At 66.7% G+C, this 18,311-nt stretch carries 7 protein-coding genes; 4 read left to right on the forward strand and 3 right to left on the reverse strand.

Annotation, left to right across the window (positions count from 1 at the left end; genetic code table 11):
* The first annotated feature begins 159 nt into the window (after window positions 1-159).
* Genes fhuF through fhuB form a run of 4 tightly spaced genes read left to right on the forward strand, consistent with a single transcriptional unit; the run spans window position 160 to window position 6,294 of the window.
* Complete coding sequence (gene fhuF, locus ACA047_RS19025; RefSeq protein WP_497351910.1) at window positions 160-930, forward strand: siderophore-iron reductase FhuF; 771 nt, start codon at window positions 160-162, stop codon at window positions 928-930.
* 22 nt (window positions 931-952) lie between these two features.
* Window positions 953-3,403, forward strand: coding sequence for a TonB-dependent siderophore receptor (locus ACA047_RS19030; protein ID WP_497351912.1), 2,451 nt, complete (start codon window positions 953-955; stop codon window positions 3,401-3,403).
* A gap of 16 nt (window positions 3,404-3,419) precedes the next feature.
* The gene (locus ACA047_RS19035; protein WP_497351914.1) at window positions 3,420-4,301 is read left to right on the forward strand and encodes an ABC transporter substrate-binding protein; all 882 of its coding nucleotides are present in this window, start codon (window positions 3,420-3,422) and stop codon (window positions 4,299-4,301) included.
* On the forward strand, window positions 4,294-6,294 hold the full coding sequence (fhuB, locus tag ACA047_RS19040; RefSeq protein WP_497351916.1) for a Fe(3+)-hydroxamate ABC transporter permease FhuB: 2,001 nt from the start codon (window positions 4,294-4,296) through the stop codon (window positions 6,292-6,294). The genes ACA047_RS19035 and fhuB overlap by 8 nt, the downstream gene beginning before the upstream one ends.
* Here fhuB and ACA047_RS19045 read toward each other — a convergent pair.
* Genes ACA047_RS19045 through ACA047_RS19055 form a run of 3 tightly spaced genes read right to left on the reverse strand, consistent with a single transcriptional unit; the run spans window position 6,278 to window position 18,288 of the window.
* Window positions 6,278-7,249: an alpha/beta hydrolase gene (locus tag ACA047_RS19045; RefSeq protein ID WP_497351918.1), complete on the reverse strand. Its 972-nt coding sequence runs from the start codon at window positions 7,247-7,249 to the stop codon at window positions 6,278-6,280. The two genes, fhuB and ACA047_RS19045, sit on opposite strands and share 17 nt — an antisense overlap.
* Window positions 7,233-14,996 (reverse strand): amino acid adenylation domain-containing protein, encoded by a 7,764-nt coding sequence (locus tag ACA047_RS19050; RefSeq protein WP_497351920.1) that lies wholly within the window; start codon window positions 14,994-14,996, stop codon window positions 7,233-7,235. Before ACA047_RS19050 ends, ACA047_RS19045 begins: the two co-directional genes overlap by 17 nt.
* Entirely contained in the window at window positions 14,989-18,288 is a 3,300-nt protein-coding gene (locus ACA047_RS19055) for an amino acid adenylation domain-containing protein (RefSeq protein WP_497351922.1), read from the reverse strand. The genes ACA047_RS19050 and ACA047_RS19055 overlap by 8 nt, the downstream gene beginning before the upstream one ends.
* Between the last annotated feature and the right edge of the window lie 23 nt (window positions 18,289-18,311).

Consider the following 18,311-nt stretch of genomic DNA (forward strand, 5'->3'; position numbering starts at 1 on the left):
TCCGCCCCGAGGAAAAAAACGCTCGATGTACTGTTAATGATAAATATTTTCAAAAACTACTAATCTTTTCTACCGCCCATCCGTTTTTCCTAACAGGTACGCATCGTTTGAACTGAATGCAGCAAGGCTCCCACGCGGCAGCCTGGGGAAAACACCACCATGACCGAACTCCTCGCCCCTTTGTTCCAGGGCCCTCTGGAGGAATATCGCGGCAGCCTGGTGCTGTATGACGACCCGCGCCCGGCGATTGCCGCCGACCGGTTGTTTACCGAGTCGGCGCTGCTGCATGCCACCCAAAATTTTTCCCGACGCTTCGGCAACGGGGATCTTCGTGCCGTGCTGTCGTTGTGGTCCAAGCGCTATTTCACTCAATTGCTGATGCCCTGCCTGTCGGCCAACCTGATCCTGGACCGCCAACTGCCTCTGAACCTGGGCGAAGTGGCCTGGGTTCTGGCTGATGACGGCCTGCCCGTGGCCCTGAAACTGGCCAACGAGGGGAACACCCGCGCCGCCGGGACGCCGGCCGAACGCTTCGAAAACCTGGTGCGTGGCCATCTGCAGCCCGCCATCGAAGCCCTGGCACGCATCAGCGGTGCCTCGACCAAAGTGTTCTGGAGCAACGCCGGCAACATCGTCGAATTCATCCTGCGCTCGGTTGCGCGCCTGCCACATCCGCCGCACCAGGCCATGGCCGATGGCGAGTGGCTGCTCACCCAGCCCACCTGGCCCGATGGTTGGCGCAACCCGTTGCGTAACCCGATCCGCTATATCGCCCAAGGCGACGGCGAGACGCATCGCCAACGGCGCCTGTGCTGTATCGCGTACCTGATTCCCGACACCGAGTACTGCGGCAATTGCCCGCTGCTGGATAAGGGGCCCATGCACCAATGTTCTGCTTCACCTGCCAATCCTAAAAAAAACACACACTAACTTCACCACAGAGCTCGATCGCATGAACTCACAGCAGTCTCGGACGCTTCGCCTCGCACGCCCCTCGCAACCCGCATCGCCCCACATGGCTATCGGCCTGCTGACCGCCGCGTTGTTGATGGTCGCCCTGCCCGTCAGCTCGGCACTGGCCGACACGCCGACCAGCATCAGCATCCCGGCTCAGCCCCTGGAAAACGCCCTGCGCCAGTTGGGCCAGCAGACCGGCCTGAACATTATTTACCAGCCAGGCCAGTTGCCCAAAGTCAACTCCCATGCGGTACATGGGCAGATGGATCCGCAGCGCGCGCTCGAGCAGTTGCTGGAAGGCACCAATCTGAACTACCAACGCCAGGACAATACCATCACCGTGGTGGGCACCAACGGCTCCTCGGCGATGACCCTGCCGGCGCAGACCATTACCGGCACCTCGCAGGAAACCGCACTGACCCCGGTCAGCGGGCTGATCGCCAACCGTACGCTAACGGCCACCAAGACCGACACCTCGATCATGGAAACGCCGCAGTCCATTTCCGTCGTCACCCGCAAGCAGATCGACGAGCAGAAACCCCAGAACGTAGGCGCCGCGTTGCGCTATACCTCCGGGGTGAACGCCGAGGCCAACGGTGTCGATACCCGTCGTGACACCATCGGCATCCGCGGCTTCGACGCCACCACCACCGGCGGCATCTACCGCGACGGCCTGCGCCAGTACAGTTTCAGCAACCAGAGCCGCGCCGTTGGCGAAGTCTATGGCCTGGACCGCATCGAAGTGCTGCGCGGCCCTTCGTCGATCCTCTACGGCCAGGGCGCGCCCAGCGGTATGGTCAACATCGTCAGCAAGCGCCCCACCGACGAGCCGCTGCACGAAATCGCCGTGGAAGCAGGCACCTACGATCGTAAACAGATCGCTGCCGACTTCGGCGGCCCGATCGATGACGACGGGGTGTTTTCCTATCGCCTGACCGGTCTGGTGCGCGACAGCGACACCCAGATCGATTACGCCAAGGACGATCGCCAGTACATCGCGCCGGCCTTCACCTGGCGCCCGTCCGAGGACACCTCGCTGACGGTCCTTACCTCATTCCAGAAAGACCGTAACGTGCTGGGCTACTACGCCCTGCCGCGTGTCGGCACCCTGAAGTCCTCACAGTACGGCCGCCTGTCCACCAGTACCTTCGTCGGCGATCCCGATTTCGACAAGTACGACGTGCAACAGTGGTCGTTGGGTTATCAGTTCGAGCACCACTTCGACGATATCTGGACCTTCCACCAGAACACCCGTTACTCGCGCTCCTACCAGGACCAGCGCACGCTGTACCAATATGGCCTGGAGGACGACAACCGCACCGTCGATCGCTTTGCCTACGTCGGCCATGAGAAGGTCAAGAACGTGCTGATGGACAACAACCTGCAGGCCAAGTGGAACGCCGGCCTGTTCGAGAACACCACCCTGGTTGGCCTGGACTTGCAGCACGCCACCACCGACCAACTGGGTGGCGGCGCCGTGGCCTCGACCCTGGACGCCTACAACCCGGTGTACCACCAGGACTACAGCGACCTGGACATCGAATACGACCTGGACCAGAAGCAAACCCTCAACCAGGCCGGTGCGTACTTCCAACACCAACTCAAGTATGACGACCACTGGGTGCTGAACGTCGGCGGTCGTCAGGACTGGACCCGCAAGGAAGTCGACGACCACCTCGACGGCACCACCACCAAACAGCGCGACCACGCCTTCACCTGGCGCACCGGTGCCATGTACCTCGCCGACAACGGCCTGGCACCCTACGTCAGCTACTCGGAATCGTTCTATCCCACCGTGGGCTATTCCGCGCAAGATGGCAGCTCGTTCAAGCCGGAAACCGGTAACCAGTACGAAGTGGGCGTGAAGTTCCAGCCCAAGGGCAGCGAGAGCTTCTTTACCGTGTCGTTGTTCGACCTGACCCGCCAGAACGTGGTGAGCACAGACCCGACCAACAATCGCTACAGCATCCAGACCGGCGAGGTGGAATCCAAGGGTATCGAACTCGAGGGCAAGGCCACCGTCAACGACTCCCTGGACCTGATCGCCAACTACAGCTATTCGCACGTGGAGATCACCAAGAACGACAACGGCAACGTGGGCAATCGCCCGGGCAACACCCCGGCCTTGCTGGCGTCGCTCTGGGCCCAGTACACTTTGCATGACGGCCCGCTGGCAGGCCTGGGTGCCGGTGCCGGCGTGCGTTATGTCGGCGCCAGCTACATCGACGACGAACACACCGACACCGTCCCCTCGTACACCCTGTTCGACGCCGCTCTCAGCTATGACTTGAGCCATGTCGCGCATTCCCTCAAGGGCGTCAAGGTTGGGCTCAACGTCGCCAACCTGACCGATGAGATATACGTGTCGCAGTGCGGCTATACCGGTGACAGTTGCAAGTACGGCTACCGTCGTACCGTGACCGGCTCCCTCACCTACAACTGGTAACCAAGTGGCCTCACGCATGATCGGACATACCCGTCGCCAACTGCTGGGCGGGCTGTGCCTGCTGCCGTGCTGGCCACTGCTGGGCGCGCCCGCTTCTCCCAGGGTCATCCCTCTGGACTGGGAGCTGGCGCGGTTGATGCTCGCGCTGGACGTGACGCCGTTGGCCGTCAACCAGCGCGAGCATTTTCGCGAGCGGATTGCAGACCCGCGACTGCCGCCTCAGGTCCTGGACCTGGGCAGCGAAAGCGAACCCAACCTGGAACTGATGCAACAACTCAAGCCGGACCTGCTGCTGACCTCCACGCTCGACCCCGGTCAACGGCAGACCCTGCAACGCATCGCACCGGTGCGCGAATACGTCTGGGAACTAGCCCCTGGCCAACGCCCTTACGACAAAGGCATCGAAACCCTCTTTCAAGTCGGCGGCTGGCTCGATCGCCTGCCCCAGGCCCAGGCCGTCGCGCAGCAGCTCGAAGCGCGCCTGCAAGCCTGTCGCGAGCGACTGACCGGCCGCACCTGGCCACCGATTTTCATCGGCGACCTGACCCGTGGCAAAGGCTATATCCGCCTGTATGCACGCAACAGCATCCTCAACGATGCACTGCGCCTGATCGGCCTGGACAATGCCTGGCACGGGGAAGTCGACGAGTACGGCAAGACCCGCGTCGGCATCGAGCAACTGGCGACCGAGCAACACGCGCTGCTGTTCTACCTCAACTACGGCAAAAGCAGCCAGCGCGCCCTGCACGAGCTGCAAGCAAGCTCGCTGTGGAACCAACTGCCGCTGGTACGCCAGGGCCATGTCATCCCCCTGCCCCCCACCTACGTGAGTGGCGCTCAAAGTGCCGTAAACCTGGCCGAAGCCGTCACTGCCTACCTGGAAGCCCAGCATGTCTGAAGCCTTGTGCTCGGCGACCCCGCGCCGCCCCCTCCCGGTCACCGTCTGGCTGATCCTGGGCTTGTTGGTGCTGGCCGCGAGCATCGCCTGCGGCCAGTTGAGCCAGGTGCTGCCCGTGCAGCGCTGGGCTGAACTGCTTGCCCCGCAAACCGATCCGCAATTGCTGCTGATCCAGTACGGGGTGCTGCCGCGCGCGTGTATCGCGCTGTTGACGGGCGCCGCCCTGGGCCTGGCCGGCACGCTGTTCCAGGCGGTGCTGCGCAGTTCCCTGGCCGAGCCCTCGACCCTGGGCGTTTCGGCCGGGGCCTACCTGGCGCTGTCCATCGCCCTGCTCTACGCCCCCGACCTGCTGGATGGCGGCCGCGAGTGGGTGGCCATGGCCGGGGCCAGCGTGGCGACTCTGCTGGTGGTGCTGTTGGCGGCGCGGCGCGGCTTGTCACCGCTGGCGCTGATCATCGGTGGCATGCTGGTGACCCTGTACTGCGGCACCAGCAACTCGATCCTGGTGCTGTTCAACCAGGAAGCCTTGAGCGAGCTGTTCGTTTGGCAGGCCGGCGACCTGACCCAGATCGGCTGGGCCAACGTGCAGTTCCTTGCGCCGCGCCTGGCCCTGGCCCTGCTGCTGACCGCGTTGCTGGCGCGCATGCTCGACACCCTGGGCCTGGGCGATGCCGGCGCGCGCGGCCTGGGCGTGTCGCTGGGCATGACCCGGGTGGCCGGCATGCTCCTGGCGACCTGGCTGAGCGCTTGCGTGGTCAGCAGTGTCGGGGTGATCGCCTTTCTCGGCCTGGCCGCACCGCACCTGGTGCGCCTGGGCGGCGTGCGGCGCCTGCGCAACCAACTGCTGGCCGCGCCGCTGATGGGCGCCGCGCTGCTATGGCTGGCCGACGAATTGATGCGTCGTTTTGCCCACGGCCTGCCCACCGGGATCGCCAGCTCGCTGCTAGGTGCGGTGTTGCTGCTGTGGTTGCTCCCCCGCCTGCGCGACACGCCACCACGCCCCGGCGACAGCCGCGGCCCCACCCGTGCTCGCCCCTTCACCCCCCGGCTCGTGCTGCCCGTGGCCGGCCTCGGCCTGGTGCTGATGGTGCTGATACTGCTGTTCGTCAGCCAGGGGCCCCAGGGCTGGCACATCAGCGACTTGGCGCAGCTTCGAGAATTGTGGAACTGGCGGGCACCACGGGTCATCGCCTCCCTGGCCGCCGGGGCCATGTTGGCCATCGGCGGGGTGATCATCCAGCGCATGACCGGCAACCCCATGGCCAGCCCGGAAGTGCTGGGCATCAGCTCCGGAGCCGCACTGGGGGTGATCCTGCTGTTTCTGCTGACCGCCGGCCGCGCCCTGCCCGAAGGGGCGATGCTGCTGATGGCCCTGGGCGGAGCCTTCATCACTCTGCTGATCTTGTTGGGGCTGGGCTGGCGCAGCGCCTTCGCGCCCGACCGAGTGCTGCTCACCGGCGTGGTGCTGGCCACCCTCACCGGCTCGCTGTCGGCCATGGTGCTGATCAGCGGCGACCCGCGCCTGAACCTGCTGCTGTCATGGATGTCGGGCTCCACCTACCGGGTCGGTTTCACCGATGCCTGGACCGCCTGCGCGGTGGTGTTGGTGTTGCTGCTGTGCACTCCGCTGACCGCACGCTGGCTGGACATCCTGCCCCTGGGCGGGGTCACCGCGCAAAACGTCGGCGTTCCCCTGGCACGGGCGCGGCTGTTCCTGTTGCTGCTCACGGCCATGGCCACGGCCACCGCCACGCTGATCGTCGGACCCTTGAGCTTCGTCGGCCTGATCGTGCCGCATATCCTGCGCATGATCGGGGTGCGCCAGGCACTGCCGCAACTGCTCGGTGCGGCGCTGCTGGGCGCCATCGTGATGAGCCTGGCCGACTGGCTGGGACGCACCCTGATCTACCCTTGGCAAATCCCCGCTGGCTTGATGGCCACCTTTATCGGTGGCCCTTACTTCATGCTGCTGATTCTCAAGCGCAAGGCGTGAGGAGAGCGAAGGCCCGTTCAAAGCACTCGGCAACCTGCTGGTAAAGCCCCTCGATTTCCTCGCTCAAGGTGTACAGGCGCAGGAAGTCATGGGGCAGCCCGGCCAACTGCAGGGTGGTCACCGCCACCCCGGCCTGGGCGAGGCGCTCGGCATAGGCCAGGCATTCGTCCAGCAACGGGTCGAACCCGCCGATGGCCAGCAGGGTCGGCGTCGCTCCCGCAAGCTCGGGCCGCAGCAAGGGTGAAAAGCGCGGGTCCAGACGGTCTTCCGGGGTTCGGGCGTAGTGCTGGTAAAACCATTCCAGCGTCGCCGTTTCCAGCAGGTAGCCTTCGTCGAACAACTGCGCCGAACCGCTGACCCGGCTGGCGTCGGTGATCGGGTAGAACAGCGCCTGCAGGCACGGTCGCAGCGGCAATCGCTCGGGCGCGCTGGCCAGCACCGTCGCCAGGGTCGCGCCGGCACTGTCGCCGGCCAGGATCAGCCGCGCGGTGTCCAGTTGCAGCGCCGCTCCCTCCCGTGCCAGCCAGCCAAGAGCATCCTCGGCGTCGTGCACGGCAGTGGGGAACGGGTACTCCGGGGCCAGGCGGTAACTCACCGCCAGTACCGCGCAGCCGACCCGCCCGGCCAGCTCGCGGCACACCGCCGCGTGGCTGTCCAGGCTGCCAACCATGAAACCACCGCCATGCAGGTACACCACCACCGGCAAGGCCGTCGGCATAGCAGTGGGCGCCGGGCGATACAGGCGCAGCGCCAGTTGGTCACCGTCGCGGCTGGCGCCACTGAACGCCTGCCAGGTCACCCCCGCGGGCCCCGGCCAGTCCAAGCCCTGGGACGCACGCTCGAACTCGGCGCGGGCCTGGCCCGGGGTCATGTCGTGGAAAGGCTGGCTGCGACCGGCGTCGCGGCTGTCCTGCAGCAGATCGAGAAACACGGCGACATCAGGGTTGAGCGACATCGGAAACTCCAGTGGCCAACAGCAATTCATTACAGTAATCGTCCATGAAACGCTGGACGGTTTCGGCGCGCCAGACCTTCTGGCTATAGACGCAGCGCAGGCTCAACTGGCCGTCGTAGACCTGGCCGACAATCTCCAACCAGTTGGCCAGCGGCGTATCGGCGCCCTGCAAGGCCCCCATGTGCTCGCGAGCCGGCTTGAACAGTCCGTCGTCGGCAAAGCTCTGATCGAACTGGCCCATGTAGTTGAAAGTGACCCGCGCGGTATGCGCGGCCAGGGCCGCGCGGGCCTCCCCGCTACCCAGATAGCGCAGGGCGCCATAACCCAGGCCCTTGTCCGGCAGGCCGGCAAAACCTTTGGCGATCCGCTTGGCGGTGTCGGCGAAGGGCTCTGCGGCTGGGGCCTGCAAGCCCATCGGGTACAGGCTGGTGAACCAGCCCAGGGTACGGCTCAGGTCCAGCTCATCGAACAGGTCCTCGCGGCCATGGCCTTCGAGCATCACTCGCACCGCCTCGCCCTGGCTCCAGCGGCACAGACTGCGGGCCAGGCCCGCCAGCAACAAGTCATCGATGCGCACGCCGAGGTCCGTCGGCAACTGTTTCAACAAGCGCGCGGTGGCCGCCTTGTCCAGCACCAGCATGGCCGTGGCCTGCTGGGCCACCTGCTGCCGGCCGCGCGGGTTGTCACGGGGCGGCTCGACGAAAACCTGTGGCCCGTCGCCGCCTTGCCAGTAAGCCAGTTGCGCGGCGCTCCAGGCTGGGTCCAAGGCGCGCGCGCCCAGGCGTTCAACCCAGGCACGGTAAGGGCTGCCCGTGGGCAACGGGGCCTCGGCCGACGGGTCCAGCGCGTGGGCATAGGCCGCCTGCAGGTCCTCGAGCAAAATGCGCCACGACACGCCGTCCATGGCCAGGTGGTGAATGCACAGCAGCAACCAGCGACGCTCCTGGCCCAGGCACAAGTATTGCCCGCGCACCAGTTGGCCACGCTGGATATCCAGGCTGCGCTGGGCCGCTTCGGCCTGCACGGTAACCTGCTCGACAGCGTCGATATCGGCCTGCCACAGCAACGGCGCATGGCGCCATTGCGCCTCCATCTCGGCGGTTTCGCGGTAGGCCTGGGTCCACTGGCCCGGCGCGCTTTCACGGTAGCGCAGGCGCAGGCTGGCGTGCTGCAGCACCAAGGCCTGCAAGGCGCGCTCCAGCGCTTGCGGGTCCAGGGCCTCGCGCACATCCAGCAGCACCGCCTGGTTATAGTGCGAGCGGTTGGCCATGGGCTGTTCGAAGAACCAAGCCTGGATCGGCAGCAGCGGGAACTCGCCGGGCAGCGCCTGGATATCGACCGGCGCCACTGCCTGGGCCGTGGCATGTTCGAGCACGCCCTCGATAGTCTGGTAGCGCATCAGGTCGCGCAGCTTGATCTCCACCCCCAACGACGGCAACGCGCGCAGGCGTCCCATCACCTGCAGGCAAAGAATCGAATCGCCGCCCAGCTCGAAGAAATTGTCACGGATACCCACCGCCTCCACGCCCAGTACCTGGGCCCAAAGGGTGGCCAGCAGGCGCTCGTTGTCGTTGCGCGGTTCGACCCGCCCGCTCGATTCCCACACCGGCTCGGGCAGCGCTCGCCGATCGATCTTGCCGTTGGCGTTCACCGGCAGGCTGGCCAGGCTGATGATCTTGGCTGGCACCATGTAGTCGGGCAACTGGTTGTGCAACTGCTCACGCAATTGCCCGCTGCTTTCCTCGCCGCCCTCGACATAGGCTACCAGCTGCCGCCCGCGGGGGGTGTCCAGCGCCAGCACCACGGCCTCGCGCACGCCCGGGCGCTGGCGCAGACGGGCTTCGATTTCCCCCAGTTCCACGCGAAAACCACGAATCTTCACCTGATGGTCGATACGCCCCAGGTAGTCGAACACCCCGTCATCGCGCTGGCGCACCAGGTCGCCGGTGCGGTACAGCCGCGCGCCCGACGGGCCGAACGGGTCGGCGACAAAGCGCTCAGCGCTGATGCCCGGGCGCTGGTGATAACCACGGGCAAGGCCTTCGCCCCCCAGATACAGCTCACCGGCCAGGCCCGGCGGCAAAGGGTTCAGGTCCTCGTCCAGCACCCAACCCGTGCGCGCGCCCACCAAGCTGCCAATGGGCGCGTATGCCGCCCCGCAGGCGTCGTCGACTGCCGCGCGCCAGAGCAATGGCGTGATCACTGTCTCGGTGGGGCCGTAGCCGTTGATGATCGCCTGGGGTTTGAGGCATTCCCAGGCCTGCCGATACGCAGCTTCGGGCACCGCGTCACCGCCAAAGCAGTAGATGCGCATGGACGGCACGTTGCCACTGTGCGCCGCCTCGGCACTGAGCTGTTGCAGGTAGACCGGGGCGAAGGCCGCCACCGTGACCCGGTGTTCGCACATCGCCTCCAGGGTTTGCTGCGGGGTCCAGAGTTCCTCGCCACGGATCACCACGCCCGCACCATGGCTGAGCGCGGTGATCCAACGCTCCTGGGCACCATCGAACGAAAACGACATGAAGATCAGCTCGCGGTCCGCCGGGCTCATCCCGTAGCGCTGGCCGATGGCCTGGCAGTGCATCGCCAGCGGCCCATGGGTCACGGCCACGCCCTTGGGCTTGCCGGTGGAGCCGGAGGTGTAGATCAGGTAGGCCAGTTGCCCAGGGTGAACCGCCACCGCCGGGGCGCTGGCCGGTTGCGCCGCCAGGTCCAGGCGGTCCAGTTCCAGGCACGGCAGTTGCGACGGCACGGGCAAGCGGGCGTGCAACCCACTGTCGGTGACCAGCAAGGTCAGTGCGGCATCCTCGAGCAGGAAGGCCAGGCGCTCGGTCGGGTAACTGGCGTCCAGTGGCACGTAGGCGCCACCGGCCTTGAGCACCGCCAACAGTGCCACCACGGTCTGCGGGCCGCGCGGCAGGGCCACGCCCACGCGGGTTTCCGCCGCCACGCCGCGAGCGATCATCAGGTGGGCCAACTGGTTGGCCTGTCGCTCGAGCTCGGCGAAGGTCAGTTGCCCCTGTTCCCCGATCAGTGCCACGGCCTGTGGCTGGCATTGCGCGTGCTCGCTGATGCGCGACATCACCGCCCGCCACGGCGCGGCTGCAGTCGGCATCGGCGGGCGGGCCAGCGCTGCGCTCAGGCCCAGGCTGCCGACCGGGCGCGCCGGCTGCTGCGTCAGGCTTTGCAGCAGGTATTCCAAGTGGTCGCGCAGGCGCTCCACGTTCTGCAGGGTGAAGCACTCGCGCAGGAACATGTATTCGATATGCAGGCAGTCGGTCAGGCTGACCATCAGGTCCATGGCGAAGTTGGTCAGGCCCACGTCGGCGATATCGTCGAACTGCAGATCCGCGTCGTTCCAGGCCTTGAGGGTCTGGTCCACCGGCTGGTTCTCGAACACGATGATGCTGTCGAACAGCGCCTGCCCGCCCTGGCCCGCCCAGCGCTGGATCTGTGGCAAGGAGGCGTGCTCATGGGCCTGGCCTTCCAGGTTGGCCGCCTGCAAGTCCCGCAGCCAGTCGCCCACCGGCTGGCTGTCCGCCACCGGGTGCAACACGGGTACGGTGTTGATGAACAGCCCGAGCATCTGTTCGATGCCCGGCAACTGCGCCGGACGCCCGGATACGGTAGCGCCGAACACCGGGCAACGCTGGCCGGTGTAGCGCTGCAACAGAATCAGCCAGGCGCCTTGCACCAGGGTATTGAGGGTGATGCTTTGCTCACGGCAAAAGCTGCGCAGCGCCGCCGTGGCAGGCGCGTCCAGTCGGGTGTAAATGGCCTGGTGGCCGCGGCTGCCATCGCGCGGCGGGGTCAGGCTGGCGGCCAGTTGCGTGGGGCTTTCCAGCGCCTGCAGGCGCCCGCGCCAGTAGCCCTCGGTAAGCGCCGCATCGCGGCTTTCCAGCCACTGGATGTAATCGTGGAAACGCCCGGCCTCCGGTTGCGCCTGATCGGGGTCGGCGTAGCGGCGCAGCACCTCGCCCAGCAGCAGCGAACTGCTCCAGCCGTCCATCAGCACATGGTGGTAGGTCCAGATCAGGTAATGCCGGTTGTCTGCCAGGCGCACCAGCAGCAGACGCATCAGCGGCGGCACCAAGGGGTCGAACCCGCGTTCGCGCTCAGCGCGGGCCAGGCCGTCCAGGCGCTCGGCCGAAGTATCGCCGCCACGCCAGTCCAGCTCGCTCAGGGGCAGGCGCACCTGACGCGTGACCAGTTGCAGCGCCTCCTCGCCGTTGGCCCAGAGGAAGGCACTGCGCAATACGCTGTGGTGGGCCAGGGTGGCGTTCCAGGCAGCCTCGAAGCGGGCCACGTCGAGGCCGTTGACGCCCACCGTGAGCTGGTTGATGTACAGCGTGCCGTCATCGTCCTGGGTATGGAACAGCATGCCCTGCTGCATCGGTGACAGGCGATAGTGGTCTTCCAGCTCACCCAGCTCAGCCGGCAGGCGTGCCCGCAGGTCGGCGGGCACCGGCTGCAACGGCGCACTTGTCGGGACCTGGACGTGCAACTGGCTGACCCGGCTGGCCAGGCGGTCGATGCGCGGATGCAGGAACAGTTCGCGCAGTTCCAGTTGCAGGCCTTGCGCGGCCGCGCGGCTGACCACTTGCAGGGCATTGATGGAGTCGCCGCCCAGCGCGAAAAAGTTGTCCTCGATGCCGACCTGCCCGGCGCCAAGCACCTGTTCCCATAGGCCAGCCAGGGCCCGTTCGATGTCGTTGCGCGGGGCCACGTACTGCTGTTGAGTCAACTCGACCTCGGGCAAGGCGTTGCGGTCGAGTTTGCCATTGGGGGTCAGCGGCAGGCTGTCCAGGGCCAGCAGCCGGGTTGGCAACAAGGCTTCCGGCAGGGTCTGGGCCAGGTGTGCGCGCAGGGCGTCTTCCTCCTGCGCCGCAGGGCCGCAGACATAACCAATCAATTGCTGGCCCGCCGGGCCATCGCGCAGGATCACCGCCGCTTCTGCGATGCCGGGGTATTCGCGCAGCCGTGCCTCGATCTCACCCAGTTCCAGGCGCTGGCCGCGCAGCTTCACCTGGTGGTCCAGGCGCCCCATGTATTCGATTTCGCCCTCGGCGGTCCAGCGCGCACGATCGCCGCTGCGGTACAGTCGCCCGCCGCTGCCGAACGGGTCGGCGACAAAGCGCTCGGCCGTCAGGCCCGGGCGGTTCAGGTAACCGCGGGCCAGGTTGATGCCGCCGATGTACAGCTCGCCAGCCACGCCCAGGGGCACCGGTTGCAACTGCTCGTCAAGCACGTGGATCTGGGTGTTGGCGATGGGCTGGCCGATGGGCGTGCACGGCCGTGGCCAGTCGCCGCAGGTCCAGGCGGTCACATCGATGGCGGCCTCGGTGGGGCCGTACAGGTTGTACAGCGCCGCCGGGTGCTCGGCGCGGGTACGCTGTTGCAGGTCCGCGGGCAAGGCTTCGCCGCTGCAAAGGATGCGGGTCAGGCTCGGGCAGTGCGCCAGCTCGCCGCTGCCGACGAAGGCCTGCAGCATGGAAGGCACGAAGTGCAGCGTGGTCACGCCCTGCTCGACGATGCAGGCGCGCAATTGGCGCGGGTCGCGGTGGGCACCCGGCGGCGCCATCACCAGGCGTGCGCCGGTAAACAGCGGCCAGAAGAATTCCCACACCGACACGTCAAAACTGATCGGCGTCTTTTGCAGCACCCGGTCCTGCTCCGTCAGGCCGTAGGCGTCCTGCATCCACAGCACCCGGTTGTACAAGCCCTCGTGACTGTTGATCACGCCCTTGGGCTTGCCGGTGGAACCAGAGGTGTAGATGCAATAAGCCGCCGCCAACGGTGGCACATCCATAACCGGCAACGGCACACAGGCCTGCACCTGGGCCCAGTCACGGTCCAGGCAGAAGCTCGGCACGGCGCTGGCCGGCAGTTTATCCAGCAGGCGCTCCTGGGTCAGCAGCAACTGCATGCCGCTGTCCTCGAGCATCCATTGCAGGCGCTGCGCCGGGTAGTCGCTGTCCAGCGGCACGTAGGCGGCGCCGGCCTTGAGGATCCCCAGCAGGCCCACCACCAGTTCCACCGAGCGCTCGGCGGCAATCCCTACGCGGCTGTCCAGGCCCACCCCGCGCCCGCGCAGCCAGGCGGCCAGGCGGTCGCTGCGCTCGGCCAGTTCGGCGCGGGTCAGTTGTTCACCCGCAGCGACCACGGCGATGGCCTGGGGATCGCTTTCCAATTGTGCGGCGATCAGCCCCAGCAAATCGTTGGCCGGCCATTGGCGGGCGGTGGCATTGCGGGTGAACAGCAGGTCAGTGCGTTCGGCCGGTGACAGCAGCGTGTATTCGTGCAGCGAACGATCCGCCGTATCGCACAGGGCTTCGAGCAAGCGCTGGTAATGGCCGGCCAGGCGCGCGATGGTGGCGGCGTCGAACAGATCGGTGGCGTAGACAAAACTGGCGTGCAGGCCGCCGTCGGGTTGCTCGTTGGTGTTCAGGGCCAGGTCCACCTGAGCGCTTTCGGCCGGCCGGCTCAACACGCTCAGGCGCAGGCCGTCTGGCCCCTGCGGCGGCAGTGCGGCGTGGCGCACATGGTTGAACAGCACCTGGAACAGCGGGTTGCGCTCCAGGTCATGGGCTGCGCCCAGGGCCTCGACCACGGCCTCGAACGGCACGTCCTGGCCGGCCTGCATGTCCAACACAGCATCGCGGGTGTGGGCCAGCAACACGCTGAACGGTTGCTCGTCCGCCAGTTGCAGGCGCACCACGCAGGTGTTCACCAACAGGCCGAGTAACGACTCGCTACCGGCCAGGCGTCGCTGGCTCACTGGCACGCCAATGCTCAGGTCGTTCTGCCCGCTGTGACGGCGCAGCACCAGGGCGAAGCTGGCCAGTAACAGCATGAACAAGCTGGCGTTGGCCTGCTGGGCGATCTGCCCGAGGCGCCGGACCTGTTCGGCGGGCAGGCGCAGCAGATGCTGGGCACCCCGTTGCGTGGGCTGCGTCGGCCGCGCGCGGTCCTGCTGCAACTCCAGCACGGCCGCGCCCTGCAGGCGCTCGCGCCAGCCTTCGAGCTGGCGTCGATAATCCGCCGACAAACGCCATACCTGCTGACGCCCCGCGTAGTCCAAGTATTGAGGCAGTGTTGCAGCCACGTCCGGCTGCCCCTGGGCATAGGCCTGGCCCAGCTCGCTCACCAGCAGGCCCATGGACTGGCCGTCACTGGCGATATGGTGCACGCACAGCAACAGCACCGATTGCTCGTCGGCCAATTGCACCAGGCGCACCCGCAGCGGCGGCTCGCGGCGCAGGTCGAACGGCTGGCGCAGGTGCGCAGCGGCCTCGCGCTCGATGCGTTCGGCGAGGGTGCCCGTGGTGTCGGCGCGCAGGTCGATATAGTCCAGCGTGAGCGCCGCCACGTCGCCCACCACCTGCATCGGTTCGTGCTGCGCATCGTCGTAGGTGCTGATCAACACCTGGTGGCGCTGGCACACCTGCTGCAGCGCCTGTTGCAGGCGCGGCACATTCACCACGCCCTCCAGACGCACCACCGCCGGGATGTGGTAGGCGGTGCTGGCAGGTTCCAGGCACCAGAGGAACCACAACCGGCGCTGGGCCGACGACAAGGCGCCGCGCCGGGCACCGGCCGCGGTCAATGGCAGGCGATCCAGGGTGATGCCGCGTTCGTCCAGTTGTTCCACGAACCGTTGTTGTTGCTCTGCGGGCAAGGCCATCAGCCGCTGGGCGATGGTTTCCAGGCGTGCCTGGGGCACGGCGGTGGTCAGCGGCTTATTCATGGGTCATTTCCTCAAGATCCTCAAGCCAGGCATCCAGCTCATCCAGGTCCGCATCCAGCGGCGTTGCAACGGCCAGGGCCGCCTCCACTTCGACCGCCAGGGCGGCGAGAGTCGGGTGCTCGAACAGACGCCGGAACGGCAGTTCGACCGACCAGCGTCGATCGATGTCGGTGGCCAGTTGCACCAACGTCAGCGAATGGCCACCCAAGGCAAAGAAGTTGTCCTGGCGCCCCACCCTTTCCACTCCGAGCACCTTGATCCACATCTCGGCCAGGGCCTGTTCAAGGCTGGTGTGCGGTGGTTCAAAGACGCGCTCGGACAACTCGACCTCGGGCAAGGCGTTGCGGTCGAGTTTGCCATTGGGGGTCAGCGGCAGGCTGTCCAGGGCCAGCAGCCGGGTTGGCAACAAGGCCTCCGGCAGGGTCTGGGCCAGGTGTGCGCGCAGGGCGTCTTCCTCCTGCGCCGCAGGGCCGCAGACATAGCCAATCAATTGCTGGCCCGCCGGGCCATCGCGCAGAATCACCGCCGCTGCTGCGATGCCGGGGTATTCGCGCAGCCGTGCCTCGATCTCACCCAGTTCCAGGCGCTGGCCGCGCAGCTTCACCTGGTGGTCCAGGCGCCCCATGTATTCGATTTCGCCCTCGGCGGTCCAGCGCGCACGATCGCCGCTGCGGTACAGTCGCCCGCCGCTGCCGAACGGGTCGGCGACAAAACGCTCGGCCGTCAGGCCCCGGCGGTTCAGGTAACCGCGGGCCAGGTTGATGCCGCCGATGTACAGCTCGCCAGCCACGCCCAGGGGCACCGGTTGCAACTGCTCGTCAAGCACGTGGATCTGGGTGTTGGCGATGGGCTGGCCGATGGGCGTGCACGGCCGTGGCCAGTCGCCGCAGGTCCAGGCGGTCACGTCGATGGCGGCCTCGGTGGGGCCGTACAGGTTGTACAGCGCCGCCGGGTGCTCGGCGCGGGTACGCTGTTGCAGGTCCGCGGGCAAGGCTTCGCCGCTGCAAAGGATGCGGGTCAGGCTCGGGCAGTGCGCCAGCTCGCCGCTGCCGACGAAGGCCTGCAGCATGGAAGGCACGAAGTGCAGCGTGGTCACGCCCTGCTCGACGATGCAGGCGCGCAATTGGCGCGGGTCGCGGTGGGCACCCGGCGGCGCCATCACCAGGCGTGCGCCGGTAAACAGCGGCCAGAAGAATTCCCACACCGACACGTCAAAACTGATCGGCGTCTTTTGCAGCACCCGGTCCTGCTCCGTCAGGCCGTAGGCGTCCTGCATCCACAGCACCCGGTTGTACAAGCCCTCGTGACTGTTGATCACGCCCTTGGGCTTGCCGGTGGAACCAGAGGTGTAGATGCAATAAGCCGCCGCCAACGGTGGCACATCCATAACCGGCAACGGCACACAGGCCTGCACCTGGGCCCAGTCACGGTCCAGGCAGAAGCTCGGCACGGCGCTGGCCGGCAGTTTGTCCAGCAGGCGCTCCTGGGTCAGCAGCAACTGCATGCCGCTGTCCTCGAGCATCCATTGCAGGCGCTGCGCCGGGTAGTCGCTGTCCAGCGGCACGTAGGCGGCGCCGGCCTTGAGGATCCCCAGCAGGCCCACCACCAGTTCCACCGAGCGCTCGGCGGCAATCCCTACGCGGCTGTCCAGGCCCACCCCGCGCCCGCGCAGCCAGGCGGCCAGGCGGTCGCTGCGCTCGGCCAGTTCGGCGCGGGTCAGTTGTTCGCCCGCAGCAACCACGGCGATGGCCTGGGGATCGCTTTCCAATTGTGCGGCGATCAGCCCCAGCAAATCGTTGGCCGGCCATTGGCGGGCGGTGGCATTGCGGGTGAGCAGCAGGTCAGTGCGTTCGGCCGGCGAGAGCAGTGCAATGTCGGCCAAGGGCGTGGCGTGCTGCTGTTCCAGCTGCCCAAGGAACGTCACCAGATGGTCCAGCAGGCGCTGGGCCGTGGCCTGCTTGAACAGGTCGGTGGCGTAGCCCAGGCGCAGCAGCAGTTCGCCGTCGGCGGTTTCAAAGGTGTTCAGGCTCAGGTCGAACTGCGCGGCACTCACCGGCTGCGCCACGGCCTGGCACTCCAGGCCTGCCACGCGCTGCACCTGACGTTCGCCCAGGGCACGCGGAGCATGGCTAAACATCGCCTGGAACAAGGGGTTGCGACTGGCGTCGCGAGCCGGCTGCAGGGCTTCGACCAGACGCTCGAACGGCAGGTCCTGATGCGCCTGAGCGCCCAGCGAGGCTTCGCGCTGGCTGTCGAGTAAGGCGTCGAAGGTCATGCCGTCGGTGAAATTCGCCACCATCACCTGAGTGTTGGCAAAGAAGCCGATCAGGTTCTCCAACTCCTGGTTCGGACGGTTGGCAATGGGCACACCGATGCGAATCAGCGACTGCTGGCTGTAACGCTGCAGCACGGCCTGGAACGCCGCCAGCAAGGTCACGAACACGGTGGTGCGACGCGCTTGCGCCAAGGCTTGCAGGCTGTGCAGGCTGGCCGCCGACAGCCGGCGCTCGACGGCGGCACCCCGGTAGCTGGGGCTCGGCGGGCGCGGCTGGTCCTCGGGCAGTTCCAGCACCGTGTCGGTGGGGCCCAATTGTGCGCGCCAATAGGTCAGTTGGCGCGCCTCCTCTCCGGCCTCCAGCCAGTAGCGCTGCCAGCGCGCAAAGTCGGCGTAGTGCAACGCCAGTGCCGGCAACCCGTCCGCTTGGCCCTCGCAACGGGCGGCATAGGCGCGCAACAGTTCGCCCACCAGGATATCGAGCGACCAACCGTCGGCGATGCTGTGGTGCAAGACCAGGCTCAGGCACCAGGTGCCGGCGGCCTCGGGAAAAAGGTGGGCGCGAAACAGCGGTCCGTGGCGCAGGTCGAAGGGTTGCCGGGCCAGGGCATCGATGTGCTCGGCCGTGTCTTCGACCACCAGAGCCGACAAGGCGCGTTCATGAATCTGCTGGCACAGTTGCCCGTCTACCTCGACGAAAGTGGTGCGCAGACTCTGTTGGCGCCCCACCAGATCGTCACAAGCGGCTTGCAGGGCGCCGACATTCAGCTCGCCCTGCAGCCGGTAACGACAACCCAGATGGTAGGCGGTGCCGTGCGGGTCCAGGCGCCACAACAGCCACATGCGTTGTTGCGCATGGCTGGCCGGACGCACGGCCGGCGCCTCGGCCAGCGCCGGAATCGGCAGCAGGTTGTAGTTCAGGCCGTCGCTGTTCAGGGCCTGCCAGAACAGCGTCCGCTTGGCGGCGGATAACGACATGAAACGCTGAGCCAGTGCCAGGGATTCTTCGGGAGTCATGGGCAGAACAGAGCCTCTTATTC

This window comes from Pseudomonas sp. LBUM1664, from assembly GCF_059695895.1.

What these genes read in the sequence shown, in the direction of transcription:
- fhuF (WP_497351910.1), top strand. Translation starts at nt 160, where the DNA reads ATGACCGAACTCCTCGCCCCTTTGTTCCAGGGCCCTCTGGAGGAATAT.
- ACA047_RS19030 (WP_497351912.1), top strand. Translation starts at nt 953, where the DNA reads ATGAACTCACAGCAGTCTCGGACGCTTCGCCTCGCACGCCCCTCGCAA.
- ACA047_RS19035 (WP_497351914.1), top strand. Translation starts at nt 3,420, where the DNA reads ATGATCGGACATACCCGTCGCCAACTGCTGGGCGGGCTGTGCCTGCTG.
- fhuB (WP_497351916.1), top strand. Translation starts at nt 4,294, where the DNA reads ATGTCTGAAGCCTTGTGCTCGGCGACCCCGCGCCGCCCCCTCCCGGTC.
- ACA047_RS19045 (WP_497351918.1), bottom strand. Translation starts at nt 7,249, where the DNA reads ATGTCGCTCAACCCTGATGTCGCCGTGTTTCTCGATCTGCTGCAGGAC.
- ACA047_RS19050 (WP_497351920.1), bottom strand. Translation starts at nt 14,996, where the DNA reads ATGAATAAGCCGCTGACCACCGCCGTGCCCCAGGCACGCCTGGAAACC.
- ACA047_RS19055 (WP_497351922.1), bottom strand. Translation starts at nt 18,288, where the DNA reads ATGACTCCCGAAGAATCCCTGGCACTGGCTCAGCGTTTCATGTCGTTA.